The sequence below is a fragment of the Pedobacter sp. Leaf170 genome, assembly GCF_920984665.1.
In the GTDB taxonomy this organism is placed as follows: domain Bacteria; phylum Bacteroidota; class Bacteroidia; order Sphingobacteriales; family Sphingobacteriaceae; genus Pedobacter.
In genome coordinates this window covers 191073-204987 of sequence record NZ_CAKLBP010000005.1, presented here as the reverse complement: position 1 = coordinate 204987, position 13915 = coordinate 191073, and the positions used below count along the sequence as shown (strand labels likewise).

The 13915-nt window shown below is 35.8% G+C and carries 8 protein-coding genes; all 8 read right to left on the bottom strand.

Going from position 1 to position 13915, the window contains the following annotated elements; genetic code table 11:
• Nucleotides 1-12: 12 nt before the first annotated feature.
• The 8 genes from LUA90_RS13510 to LUA90_RS13475 all read right to left on the bottom strand — a co-directional run bounded on the left by LUA90_RS13510 (nt 13) and on the right by LUA90_RS13475 (nt 13915).
• Nucleotides 13-2208, bottom strand: a complete 2196-nt coding sequence (locus LUA90_RS13510; protein WP_231464594.1) for a GH92 family glycosyl hydrolase — start codon at nt 2206-2208, stop codon at nt 13-15.
• Nucleotides 2209-2327: 119 nt separating this feature from the next.
• Nucleotides 2328-3245, bottom strand: coding sequence for an ROK family protein (locus tag LUA90_RS13505; RefSeq protein WP_231464591.1), 918 nt, complete (start codon nt 3243-3245; stop codon nt 2328-2330).
• Between the two features lie 65 nt (nt 3246-3310).
• On the bottom strand, nt 3311-5578 hold the full coding sequence (locus LUA90_RS13500; RefSeq protein ID WP_231464589.1) for a GH92 family glycosyl hydrolase: 2268 nt from the start codon (nt 5576-5578) through the stop codon (nt 3311-3313).
• 351 nt (nt 5579-5929) lie between these two features.
• On the bottom strand, nt 5930-7570 hold the full coding sequence (locus tag LUA90_RS13495) for a RagB/SusD family nutrient uptake outer membrane protein (RefSeq protein WP_231464587.1): 1641 nt from the start codon (nt 7568-7570) through the stop codon (nt 5930-5932).
• A 13-nt stretch (nt 7571-7583) separates the two neighbouring features.
• Entirely contained in the window at nt 7584-10607 is a 3024-nt protein-coding gene (locus LUA90_RS13490) for a SusC/RagA family TonB-linked outer membrane protein (protein WP_231464584.1), read from the bottom strand.
• Between the two features lie 356 nt (nt 10608-10963).
• Nucleotides 10964-11968: a LacI family DNA-binding transcriptional regulator gene (locus LUA90_RS13485; protein WP_231464581.1), complete on the bottom strand. Its 1005-nt coding sequence runs from the start codon at nt 11966-11968 to the stop codon at nt 10964-10966.
• Nucleotides 11969-12090: 122 nt separating this feature from the next.
• Nucleotides 12091-13197, bottom strand: coding sequence for a lipid-A-disaccharide synthase (gene lpxB / locus LUA90_RS13480; RefSeq protein ID WP_231464578.1), 1107 nt, complete (start codon nt 13195-13197; stop codon nt 12091-12093).
• Between the two features lie 445 nt (nt 13198-13642).
• On the bottom strand, nt 13643-13915 hold the full coding sequence (locus LUA90_RS13475) for a stationary phase survival protein SurE (protein WP_231464575.1): 273 nt from the start codon (nt 13913-13915) through the stop codon (nt 13643-13645).

Here is a 13915-nt window from a genome sequence, read left to right as displayed (position 1 = left end):
GGATCGTAAAAATTATAATTTTAATGATGATTGAGGCAAATCCTTAGTTCCCCATGTTTTGTTTGGCATATTTCCCATTACCAAACTTAGCGTTCCGCCAGTTGCTAATTCATCATGTGTAAACCACGACCGGTTTAAAGCTTTACCATTTAATGTAGCGCTTTGAATGTATTTGTTCTCCGCCGAATTATTTTTAGCATTTAGCGTAAAAGTTTTACCATTATCCAACTTAATGGTGATGTTATTAAAAACAGGGCTACCAATACTATATACCGGAACTCCAGGCGTAACCGGAAAAAATCCCATCATAGAAAATACAACAAAAGCCGTCATGCCACCACCATCTTCATCGCCCGGAATGCCGAATAAATTATCGGTATACCAGGTATCCATAAGCATTCTGATTCTTTTTTGGGTTTTCCAAGGCGAACCAGTGTAATTGTAGATGTAAGGAATGTGGAAGCTTGGCTCGTTACCCATTACAAACTGGCCAACTAAACCCGTAGCATCAGGAAAAGTAAACCATAAATTGTATTTACTACGACCTAAACTTGCTCTAAACAAATCATCTAGTTTCTGCTCTGCTTTAGCAGGGCCACCCATTAAGGTAAATAGGCCACTTAAATCATGTTTAACATCCCAATTATATGTGTAAGCATTATTTTCTGTAAAATACTCTCTTCCGCCTTGTCCACCAGAAAATTTAGGATCAAATGGTTCTATCCAATTACCATCGGCATCCTTTGGCCAAACAAAACCTTTATCTGCCCTGTAAACATTTTTATAGTTTTCGGCCCTTTTTAAAAATAATTTATAGTCGTTGGTTTTACCCATATCTTTTGCAAACTGCGCTATACACCAGTCATCAAAACTATTTTCTAAGGTTACCGAAACACTCTGTCTTTTTTCGAAGCCATGTACCTCTTTTACAAATTCCTTTTCGCCGGTTTTAAGCGCAGGCATATAACCTTTTCGGCTGTAAAAACTATCTAATGAGGTTGCCGGACCATTACGCCATGGAAGCAATGTCGCTTCGAGAGAGTTCTTTCTGATGCCTTCGTAAGCTTTTTCTAAATCGAAGTTCTTGACACCCTTATTGTAAGAATCTAAAAACCATGCTGCAGCATGGTTTCCTGTCATGCAAGGATTATCGCCAAAAACCAATGCAAAAGAAGGCATCCATCCACTTTGCTCATACATTTGAACATAAGATTGAATTTTTTCACCTTCAATTTTAGGATTTAAAATCGTTTGCAGCGGCTCTAAAGCAATATAGGTATCCCAAAGCCAGTTATCTACAAAGAAAGGCTTATCAGATATATGTATTTTCTTATCGTAAGCGCTATAATATTTTCCGTATTCATTAATATCAACCATTCTTTCGTAAGAGCGATATAATGAAGTATAGAAAACACGTTTTTGAGCATCAGTACCACCATCAACATTGATTTGGTTAAGTACTTTGTTCCAAACGTTTGTGGCCTTTGAGCGAAGTTTAAGAATATCCCAATCAGAAATTTCTTTAGATAAGTTTTCTTTTGCCTGCTCTATACTGATAAAAGAAATACCATACTTAAAAGAAACATTTTGAACACCATTCAACACTTTCAGTAAACTTCTCTTTTTCGCCTGACCATCCTGATAAATAATTTCGACAGGTGCATTCGTTTCGGCATAGAAATAAGCTTTCATACCTTGAAATTCCTCTACACCACTAATTTTTGTTTTACCATCGAGATTAATTTCACCAGAATTCAGAATATTAAGGCGAAGGTAATTATCGGTTTTACCGGCAAAATTAAATTTGAAAAAACCAGCTTTTGCAGAAGGAGCAAAATTTATGGTTGTTCCGTTGTCTTCTAAAACAGCACTGTAAAAATCGGGCGTTATTTTTTCGTTGTCGTAAGTAAATTTTTGATTCCAGCTTTGCGCATCTACTTTACCAGTAAAAGGCATCAAGCCGAAAAGCCAGTTTTGCCTGTGTGATGAAATTGTTAGCGGAAAATAAGCTATCTGGTCATCAATTTGATCAGCACGAACCGGGAAGGTTCTTAACATACTGTTTGGTAAATGAATGGCTGGTCTGGTTGGCTCTAAAATTAAACCAACACTACCAATTTTAGCATCAACATAAAAAATATTATTGGCTGTTTTTTGAGCTATCGTATTTTGCACATCTGCAAAAAAAACGACAATAAAAAAGGTCAATAATTTAATATTTAAAGCATTGAAATGTTTGCAAGAATTGAGGCTAATGAAAGCTCTTATAATCATTTTTATTATTACTAAATGGTTTTACTACTTTTAATAAAAAAAAGCCTGAGCTTTTAATGATGAATTTTTTTGTGTTCTATTACCTCAACCATTTCATTATGAAAATTAACATCGCAACAACTTGCTGCACCTATTAAAGCTGCGTTTTCTTTTAGTTTCGTAACCTTAATTGTTGCATGCACATCATTACCATTTAAAGTTGCGATTAATTCTGGAGAAAAGGAACTAAATGCACCGGAGATATTGCCTCCGATAATTACCATATCAGATTTATATTTTTTTATTACCGGCACTAAAAATTGCGCCAAATTGTATCCAAACTCCATAAATACACGAGTTGCAGCATGGTCTGTGGCTGTTAATTTAACCAGTTCTTTAACACCTGCAACAGTATTATTACTTAACTGGTTGTATCGTTTTACAAACCATCGGGTAGAAAGATAATCTTCGGCAATTCCGTTTAAAAATGGTGAATTCCATAAATCAGCATCCTGAGCAAAGCCACCTACGGCATAAGAAGAGCCCAAACCTGTACCTAAAGTTAAACCAATAACATTTGCATTTCCACGAGCGGCACCACCGAATACCTCACCCTGCAAAAAGCCTGCTGCATCGTTTATAAAATGAATGTTTTCTGGTAAAATATTTAATCTTGCAGAAAGTTCTTGCTTAATGTTTACCCCATAAAGTGCCTTAAATTTATCCTGATCCTTAATTAAGGATATACCGTTTTCATAATCAAAAGGACCCGGCATGGCTATACCTACAAGTTTATTTTGTACTGTTATTTTTTTAAACGCTTTGGTGATAACATCACACCAGGCTGTTAATATTATTTCTTTGCTTTCCTGAGAATCAACCGCACTTCTATGAATGGAATCACGAATAATTGTCCTGGTTTCTAAATCTACTAATGCCGCTGTAATGTGCGAGCCGCCTATATCTACACCTAATGCAACAGGTTTTTCCATTCTGTCTTTATCTTTCTTAAAAATTTACACCCTGTAAAAATGCTTTGCTTTCAATAGCATTTTATTTATTTACTTAACGAAAAAGGTTTATCTTCTTCGTTTAATCCTCTATTTAAATTCGGTTTGTTGCCCATTTCGAGTTTAAAAACACCACCTTTTGTAATATCACTGTGTGATAAAAAATTTCGGGTGTAACTATTTCCGTTTAAGGTTGCAGATTGAATATAAATGTTTTTATTATCGTTAGCCGGAGCTTCGATGATGAACTTTTTTGAGTTGCCTAAATTAATAGTAATTTTTTTAAACATAGGGCTTCCGATAACATATTCTGCTGAACCAGGTGTTACGCTATAAAGACCCATTGCGCTTAATACATACCACGATGAGGTTTGACCTTGATCTTCATCACCAGGATAACCATTTTCTGTAGCATCGTAAAGCTTTGCCATTACATTTCGGGCATGGTATTGTGCTTTCCAGGGTTCGTTTGCATAATTATACAAATAAACCATGTGCTGAATGGGTTGGTTGCCATGGGCGTACTGACCCAAATTAGCCATAACCATCTCTGTCATTTCATGAATCATACCGCCATAAGTACCAACTTTAACTTTATTAGGTTCTGAAAAAACAGAATCAAGTTTAGCAACAAAGTTTTTATTGCCACCCATCAGGTTAATTAAGCCTTTAGTATCCTGAAAAACAGACCATTGCCAATGCCATGCATTACCTTCGGTAAAAGGCCCTCCCCATTCAATAGGATCAAAGTTTGGCGACCATTTACCAGAAGCATCTTTACCTCTCATAAACCGGGTGGCTGGGTCGTAAACATTTTTATAATTAAACATTTGTCGCTCAAAAATATCCATGTAAAACTTATTGCCTATCATTTTGGCCAGTTGGTAAGCACAATAATCGTCGTAGGCATACTCCAAGGTTTTTGCAGTTGCTTCTCTGTATTTTGGATAAGGAACGTAGCCAAGTTCATAATATTCTTTCCATCCATCGCGGCCATTTGCCGGCCCCCACGGCCCCTTATTTGTAGCCTCGTGCAGATATGCTTTTAATGCTTCTTCCGGATTAAAAGTTCTGATTCCTTTGGCCCAGGCATCAGCAAAGAGCGAAATAGCATGGTTGCCAATCATACTTCCGGCCTCACTAGGGAAAGACCACGAAGGTAACCAACCACATTGTTTATAAGCATCAATCATAGCTTGCATGTATTGGCCATTCATTTCTGGTTGTATCAAAGTATTTAACGGAAATTGTGCCCTGAAGGTATCCCAAAAACCGGTATCGGTAAACATGTAGCCATCATGAACTTTACCATCATATGGACTAAAATAATAAGGTTTTCCAGCTTCATTTATTTCATAAAATTTTCTAGAAAATAAACTTGCCCTAAAGAAACATGAATAAAAAGTCTCCATATCTGCCTTAGAACCACCTTCGACTAAAATTTTGCCTAATGATTTATTCCACACAGCTGCAGCATTTGCTTTGGTTGCTTCCAAAGTTTTATCAACAGATAATTCTCTTTTAAGATTAAGTTCTGCCTGAGCCAAACTGATGTATGATGAAGCCGTTTTTACCTGAACAATTGCTCCGGCTTCGAATTCTACGTATGCACCTTTACCAGATCCTTCTGAAGAAGTAGAATCAGTATTAATTGTATTTTTCTTATTATCCCAGGTGCCAAAATTTTTAATTTTTTTATCAAACTGTATTACAAAGTAACTTTTCCAATCTTTATTAAAACCCTGCCCATTACTTACGTACCCGGTTATTTTATTTTCTTTAGGATAAATTTTTACACCGCTGGTACGGATATATCCATCTAAAACCAGAAAACTTTTTTTCCCTTTGGGATAAGAAAAACGAAGGTGTGCACCACGCTCGGATGGTGAAATTTCTGTAGTAATCTGGTTATCGAATTTAACTTTATAATAATTTGGCTTCGCGATTTCGTTATTGTGGCTAAATTTAGCTTCACGCTTATTTTCATCCACAACCAAATTGTCAATCATTGGCATTAGGGAAAAAACAGCATAATCGCGTGTCCATGAACTACACTGGTGAGCTTGCTGAAAACCTCTTATTGCTTCTTTAAAATATTGATATTTCCAGCCATCACCATTTTTACCGGTTTGGGGTGTCCAGGTATGCATACCAAATGGTAAAGCCGTGGTTGGATATGTATTGCCACGAGTTAATTCGTGTTTAGAGTTTGTGCCTTGAAGGGTATTAACATATTGCACCAAATCTTTCTTCTGGGCCAAGAGCTGACTAGCATACAGACATACAAATACAAATATGAAAAACCTAAATTTCATGTGATGGTAATTTATTTGCGCTTATTTGCTTATTGTTGAATCAATAGAACAACCACATACGCATCGAAAAATATTACAGGATTTATGCATGATAGAATTTGGCTAGTTCAAATGAATTAAATAGGTAAAATAATTGATAGATTATACATTTATAGGTCTTTTAGACTATAATTTTCTTGGCTTAAATGTAATTATTTGACAATAAAGTAAAACGTTTTAGTAGTTTCAATATTAACAAAAAATGGTTAATATTTTAATATACAGCTGTAATATATGAGTTACAAAATGTTTGGTTAAATTTTTGACAAAAAAAAGGTGCTCAAACGTGAGCACCTTTTCTTAGGTAGACTATTAATAGCCTGGGTTTTGAGTTAAATTTGTGTTTAATTCTCTCTGTCTTTGAGGGATTGGATATAATGCCTTAGTAGCCGCTGTTGGCGTATGATCCCACCAAGCATTAGTGGTAAATTTACCGAAACGGATTAAATCATCTCTTCTCATACCTTCGAAGATAAATTCTCTACCTCTTTCAGCTAAAAGTTCATCCATAGTTAATGTTGCAGGCGTGTAAGCTCTGGTAGCCCAATTAGCAGCCGTATAAGCACGCTTTTTACAGTCGTTAATTAACTGTACCGCTTCTGCATTTGCAACCCCACCATTTTTACGCATAATTGCTTCTGCTTTAGCAAAATAAATCATGGTTAAACGATAGATATTCCAGTCACCGTTGTTATAGTTAGCATCAATTGCAGGTATTCCACCTGGGCCGGCAAATTGGTTTCCTAATTTATATTTATTGAAACGTACGCCAGAGTTTTCTTCACCTTCACTCATATTCGAAACTGTAGAGTTCGATTTATTTTTACGGATGTTATCTACAAAAACTAATGGTAAACCATTATATTCTTCTGAAGCTAAAACCGGAGCTGTAGGATTTGTAAACTGATACATTGTACCTTCTAATAACCATTCACGTTTTCTTAAATCCGCATCTTCGTAAGTTGTGAAAACACCCGGAATAACAACGATACCATCATTACCATTTCTACCGCCACCATAAATTTGTTGCTGTTTGAAATGATAAAATTCTGACGGCCATGATGGCTGGAAGTTTGCAACACTGTAGTTATATGCAATAGAGAAAATAACCTCTTTGGATAAATCATTAGTTGTTTTAAACGGATCTGTAATGTTGGGATCTAAAGCCATAGTACCATTTTGAGCACCACCATCGCCAGCAATTAATTTATTAGCTGCAGCAATACAATCATCCCAACGAGCTGTTCCCGTCCAAACTTCAGCGTTTAAATATAATTCTACAAGCATAGCATAGCCAGCTGCCTGAGAAATACGACCCAATTGGCTACGCGATAATTTTGGAGTTTTATCGATGTTAGCTTTAATCTCAGACTCAATAAAGTTAAAAACTTCTTTACGAGACTTGGTTTCAGGTTTAGCAGGTATACCAACCTGAGTTACGATTGGAATATTTCCGAACAAATCCATCAATTTAAGATAATGGAATGCTCTAAGCATTTTTAATTCTGCAACAAATGCATCTTTTTCTGCCTGAGAAATACCCATAGCTGCGATATCGCGTTTCTCGATGTTCTCGATTGGGTCGTTACATAAGCCCATACCCCAGAACATTAAAGACCATGCACTGTTAAATCCACCTTCGTCAGTAGTCCAGGTATGGTAATGAAATCTTTTCCATTTACCTCCATCTTCACCATGGCGACCTTTGGTTGGCCATGCTAATTGATCTCCTGAAAGCTCTGCCATACGCCACCAGCTATCTTGACCAGATGGTGTAACCCATGCATTAGCATGTGTATATGGACGTAAAACTGCTGATAAAACCTCAGTTCTGTTGTTATAGAAATTATCTGTTAACAACTCATTGTATGCATTTTCATCTAATTTAGTACATGCATTTGTGAGGCATAATACCCCGGCAAGTACGCTATATATGATTGATTTATTTTTCATTTTATTTTAATCTTTAAAATCCAACATTTAATCCGAAAAGGAACGAACGTGTACTTGGGTAAGAGCCACTATTATCAACACTTGGACCTAAGCCATTGTCATTAATAAAATCAGGATCACTACCTGTATAACCAGTAATTGTTGCTAAGTTTTGACCTGTTGCATAAATACGCATGTTTCTGATAAGCTTAGTCTTAAACTTGAAGTTATATCCTAATGTTACCTCATCCAATTTAACGTAGCTACCTCTTTCTAAATAATAATCAGAATACATGTAGGTATCGTTAATTTGGCTGTATTTATCAAAAGTGCTTGTTAACAAGTTACCAGACCAAGTTTTATTTGCGTAAGAAAGCGCATTTCTATTTAAGATATCATAATCGAATTTACCTCTTAAGAATACGCGTAAATCAAATTGTTTGTATCTAAAATTGTTATTTAATGAAGCATAGTATTTAGGTATTGCGTTACCAATCAATTGCAAATCAGTTACGTTTTTATCTCTAGAATTGTTGATTTGAGCGTTTGGAACGGCCTGACCGTTTCTATTGTAAAACAACCATTTGCCATCAGGAGTGAAGCCTGCAAACTTTTTACCCCAGAATTCACCTAAACGACCGCCTTCATAAGTTACAATTGCATCACCTAAAGCGCCTGCCCCACCAATACCACCGAAAGTTTTAAATGTGATTTTGTACTCATCGTTTGAGTATGCATCCAAATTATTTCTTAATGTACTAGCTGTTGCATCAATATCCCAGCTGAAATCCTTTTGAGCAACCGCAGCATAGCTTAATGCAATCTCAATACCTTTAGATGAAATTGTACCTACGTTTGTATAGATAGAACTTTGAATAAATGGAGGTTGAGGAGAAGTATAAGTATCTAACAAATCTTTCGTTTTACGATTAAATAAATCGATTTGACCAGTTAAACGATTTTTTAGTAAGCTGAAATCGATACCAATGTTGGTTTCAATTTTGGTTTCCCATTTCAAATTTGGATTTGGGTTACGACTTGGACCATAAGTTTCTAAATACTGACCATCTGGATACAAGTAACGGCCACCACCGCCTAAGGTTACCCTCGAGGCATTGTTAGAGAAACCACTGTTACCAGTTTCACCATAACCAACTCTTAATTTTAAGTTATTAACCCAGGTAACATCTTTCATGAAATTTTCCTGAGAAATATTCCATGCTCCGGAAACTGCCGGGAAATTACCCCATTTGTTGTTATCTCCGAAACGTGATGAACCCTCTCTTCTTAAAGTACCAGTTAAGATGTATTTACCATCAAATACATAGTTTAAACGACCAAAAAACGCAATTAAAGTATTATCACTTTTACTACTACCTACTGATGCTTTACCAAGACCTAAAGCCGATCCTTGGCCTAAGTTATCTTCGTGAAATAAATCATTGATGAAACCACGGTTACTAGCTGATAAGCCTTCACTCATGCCATAACGATAACTGTAACCTAATAATGCACTAATACTATGTTTAGAAGCAATAACTTTATTGTAGTTTAATGTTGGTTCAAATGCCCAGCTTTGATTTAGGAAGTCAGACTTACCTGCATAACCACCACCTGGAAAATCTGTATTTTCTACCGAGTTTTCACTGGTTCTTGCACGATAAGCGCCGTCAAAACCGTTATCTCTTTGTACCGAACCAAACACAGAAGCTTTTAATCCATCGATAATATCTAAATCAACTTTAACATCAGCAGATGATGTTTGTTGTTTACGATAAGAAGTTTCCTGGAATAGGCGAGCATATTCATTAGTACTTGTTAAATCAAAACGGTAGCTTCCATCAGGATTAAAGTTTGATAATGTAGGGTTTTTAGTTTGCTCACTTTCCCAACCACCGCCACCTAATAAATTGGCTTTGTTAAAGTTAGTTACCAAGTTTGCAGAAACTCTTAAACGATCATTTAAACCTGTTTGATTAATGTTAAATCTTAAGGTATATTCTTCTCTGCTATTTTGTTTAGCAATACCTTGTAAATCACGGTAGTTAAAACTTGCTCTATAGCTCGTTTTATCTGTACCGCCACTCATGTTAAAGTTATGGTTATTAGAGATATTTTTTTTGTTGATCAAATCCCCAACAAAATCAGTTTCGCTACCAAAGTTTTGTTGTTTAATTTCTCCAGATGCAACTTTAGCTTTATATTCTGCAGGTGTTAAAAATTCTAACCATGGATTATAAACCTCAACCCTTGCATAGCCATTGTAGTTAAACTGCGGCGGACCAGATTTACCTTTTTTCGTTGTGATTAAGATAACACCAGCATTTGCAGTAGAGCCATAAATTGCAGCAGCAGAACCATCTTTTAATACATCAATTGATTCGATATCATCTTGTTGCAATAAATCAGGGTTACCACCAGGAATACCATCAATAACGAATAATGGCGATTGACTACCAGTTACAGATACCACACCACGCAATTGCACACTAACACCACTGTTTGGGTTAGATCCACTTGTACGTGTTAAGCTTAAACCTGCAACTTTACCTTGAATTAAGTCTAAAGCATTTCTAGAACCACTTTGCCTAAACTCATCAGCGGTTACGTGAGTAATAGCAGAAGAAACTTCTTTTTGAGGCAATGTACCATAACCAATACCAACTACAGTTACATCATCTAATGTATCGGTAGCAGGAACTAATTTTACGCTAACTGTTGATGAAGAACCAACGGTAATGTTTTGAGTATCGTAACCAATGTACGATATACGAACCACCTGACCAGTTGAAGCTTCGATAACAAATTTACCATTTGCATCTGTAACAGCAGTTTTGCCTGTTGTTTGGTTTCTTACACCAACACCGGGTACAGGCTGTCCCTTGTCGTCTACTACCGTTCCGGTAATAACGTTTTGCTTTAGCACAGAATTGCTGAGCAAGTTCGTATTCAAGAATCCTCTCGCACCTCCCCACTCCGAATTCATTGAAAACGCAGGACTATTAAGCAATACAATTGCTGCAGATAGCCCCGTAATTTTGAGTAAATTAATTTTCATTAGCGGTTTTGTTAAATTTTAAATTGATTAGTTATGTTTTCTGTTATTATTGTTTACATCCGTTGTGCACTACCATACACAATAGCAAACTTTAATCTATCTGATATTTTATTGTAGAGCGTTTGTTTTAGATTATATGTTCCGTTACAGCATATATAGTATTGGCTCCATTAGAAAAGTCCGTCCAGTAAAAAAAAAGAATATTTGACATACAGTTAGGGTTCTGCGAAAGTCTCATAAATACTTGGTTATGGTAAATCGTTTTACTACATCAATAGTAGAAATTTTTTTCTAAATAATAAAACGATTTAGTTGTAAAATAAACGTTACACTAAAACCAAATGAAGAGTTTGAATTTAATCTCGAATGATAAGCTTGGTGGGCAGAATAATTTGTTCTTCAGGTAATTTTGATTTTGAAGAAAGCTGACTTAAAATCAGCTTTATAACTGTTTCTGCAATTTCCTCTAAGGGCTGTTGTACGGTTGAGATGCCTGGAGTGTGCAACTCAAATGCTTCATGGTCATCATATGCAATAACCGATAAATCAGCACCAATCTTTTTATTTAATTGCTTCAATGCCTTCAATCCACTTATGGCTAAATAATTGGTTGCAAATAAAACGGCATCCAAAGTTTGGTTTTCTAGCAGGGTCTTTATTTCTTTTATAGTTGCTTCTTCATCCTGATTAAAATGAATTTTTACAACTAGCTCTTCTTTATAATCAAATTTGTTATCTACTAACGCTTTCTTGTAACCCTCAAAACGTTCGGTAATTTGTTGCACATCAATATCGGTTGTAACGAGTGCAATATTTTTTCGGCCTTCTTTAATAAAACTTTCTACCGATTGGTAAGAAGCGTTAAAATGATCGGCACCAACATAATTTGTTTTTAACTCGGGTAAATTTCTATCGAAAAATATTACCGGTTTATCTTCATTGAGCAAAGCCTGAACGTCTTCTTCTAAGCCCTTAATTGGCGAAATGATGTAAGCATCAACTTTTCGGGTTTTAAACAAATTAATTAACTCTTGCGCTTTACCAATGTTATTTTCTGTGCTGGAGTATATAATTTTGTAACCTCTTTTATATGCCTTATCTTCTATCAGGCGAGCAATTTTAGCAAAAAACGAGTTCGAAATGTCTTCAACAATTAAACCTATAATGTTTGAATTACCGGTTCTTAGGCTTCTGGCAATTTGATTTGGTTTATAACCACTTTCTTCTATAATTTTTTCAACCTTTTCGATTACAGCTTCACTAATAGATTTTTCTTTTGCCTTTCCGTTAATAATAAAGGAAACTGTTGTTATAGATACATTGGCTTTTACAGCAATGTCTTTTATAGAAAGGGCTTTCATTCTCGAATCGTAAATAGTTGATGGTGGCTCAAAACTAAATAAAAAACATGAGTTTTGCTAAATCGTTATAATGGCACCAAAAACAGTGAAAAACCAGGCTCATAAACCAATTGGTTTTTATACTAAAGCTTTGAATATCTAACAATTAATGCAGCCGTTTTTTCTGAAGCGCCCGGTGTACCCATTAAATTAAGCAGCTGTTCATATTCATTCAGCATTGTTTTACGCCCTTCTCCCGAAATGATTAAATTCAGTTCCTCACTAATTTTTGCTGTATTGCAATCTTCCTGAATAAGTTCTGTAACTATCTTTTTGTTAACAATTAAATTAACCAGAGAGATAAATTTAATTTTTACCAGCATACGGGCAATAGCAATTGATATGGCACCGCCTTTATAAACCACAACTTGTGGCACTTTAAACAAAGCAGTTTCTAAAGTTGCCGTACCCGATGCAACTAAGGCTGCATGCGCATGAAACAGCAAATTATAAGTATTATTAAAAATAAGTTTTACATTTTTGCCGGCGATAAACTGTTGGTAATAATCTTCGGTAAAAGTAGGCGCTGCAGCAATGGCAAACGCATAGTTAGGAAATTGACTGGTAACACTTAGCATTTCTGGCAATAAACGTTCTATTTCCTGCTTTCTGCTTCCGGGCAGCAATGCAATAATTTTATCATCACCGAAATTATAATTTGCGCTAAAGGTTGGGTCTGCCTTAAACTGCGCTTTCTCATCCAAAAGCGGGTTGCCAACATAATCTACATCCATGCCCCATTCCTTGTAAAAATCTACTTCGAAAGGCAAAATACAGAACATGTGGTCTACATCTCGTTTAATTTTTAATACCCGTTTTTGGTTCCACGCCCAAATTTTAGGCGAAATGTAGTAACAAACTTTAATGCCTTGTTTTTTAGCAAACTCAGCAATTTTAAGGTTAAAGCCCGGAAAATCAATTAAGATTAAAACATCGGGCTTCCATGCAGATATATCATTTTTACAATTTTTTAAGTTTTTAAAAATAGTTTGCAGATTTAGTAAAACCTCTGTAAAGCCCATAAAAGCCATTTCGGCATAATGTTTTATTAATTCACCGCCTTCTGCCTGCATTTTATCGCCGCCAAAATACCTAAAAACAGCTTCCTTATCTTCGGCCTTTAAAGCTTTCATTAAGTTGGCTCCGTGTAAATCGCCCGATGCTTCTCCAGCAACTAAGTAGTATTTCATTTATTTTTAAGTTGTGCGTTTTTTTTTTATTTTAAAGCCTTTTTTTGAAAACGATTGGTACAGTTTTCATCGTTCAGTTTAGTCCCGCTATCACTTATAGCCGCTCCCGATGAAGAATCGGGATTGCGGGCTATTTTTTCTATCGGGTTTGGGTACAACAGTTTGTGCACAAAACCCAAACCTAAAAAATGCAGCGCTCACATTTTGCCAGAGCAAGCTTTTGTTTTTAAACCCGATTGCAGCGGAAATACTTTTTGTTGCTCTGTCACGCGGAACTTGTAGAAGCGCCTTAGATATTGTCCTTCTACAAGCATAGGATGACAGCTATTAAAGGCAGTAACGAAAACAAAAAGATTAAAGCGCCCGCCTGCCGGACGGGCAGGAAAAGTGGGACTGCTTAAAGCTAAAAACTACTAACGTTTATTTTCAAATTATTTATCTTTCACTAAGCTACTTTGTAAGCAAAGAAAATAAATGCACATACAAAAGTTGCTGCAAGTATGCCTCTGCCAATGTTTTCTTTATTGTACTTAAAAAAATATTGCATTAAATATGCGTTAAAGGCAATTGCGCCGATGTACAATAAATCGGCCTTGCTTAAATATGCAACATGGTTAATGATAAACCAGGCAAATGCGCACAATATCGCCGGCGAAAGCAAGCCAATTCCTAACCCTATCCAAACAGAATTTTTAATTTTTGCTAAGCTACTGTTCAT

Excerpts from the sequence above, each read along its gene's own strand:
- LUA90_RS13490 (WP_231464584.1), bottom strand. The coding sequence starts at position 10,607 with ATGAAAATTAATTTACTCAAAATTACGGGGCTATCTGCAGCAATTGTA.
- lpxB (WP_231464578.1), bottom strand. The coding sequence starts at position 13,197 with ATGAAATACTACTTAGTTGCTGGAGAAGCATCGGGCGATTTACACGGA.
- LUA90_RS13505 (WP_231464591.1), bottom strand. The coding sequence starts at position 3,245 with ATGGAAAAACCTGTTGCATTAGGTGTAGATATAGGCGGCTCGCACATT.
- LUA90_RS13485 (WP_231464581.1), bottom strand. The coding sequence starts at position 11,968 with ATGAAAGCCCTTTCTATAAAAGACATTGCTGTAAAAGCCAATGTATCT.
- LUA90_RS13500 (WP_231464589.1), bottom strand. The coding sequence starts at position 5,578 with ATGAAATTTAGGTTTTTCATATTTGTATTTGTATGTCTGTATGCTAGT.
- LUA90_RS13475 (WP_231464575.1), bottom strand. The coding sequence starts at position 13,915 with ATGAACAGTAGCTTAGCAAAAATTAAAAATTCTGTTTGGATAGGGTTA.
- LUA90_RS13495 (WP_231464587.1), bottom strand. The coding sequence starts at position 7,570 with ATGAAAAATAAATCAATCATATATAGCGTACTTGCCGGGGTATTATGC.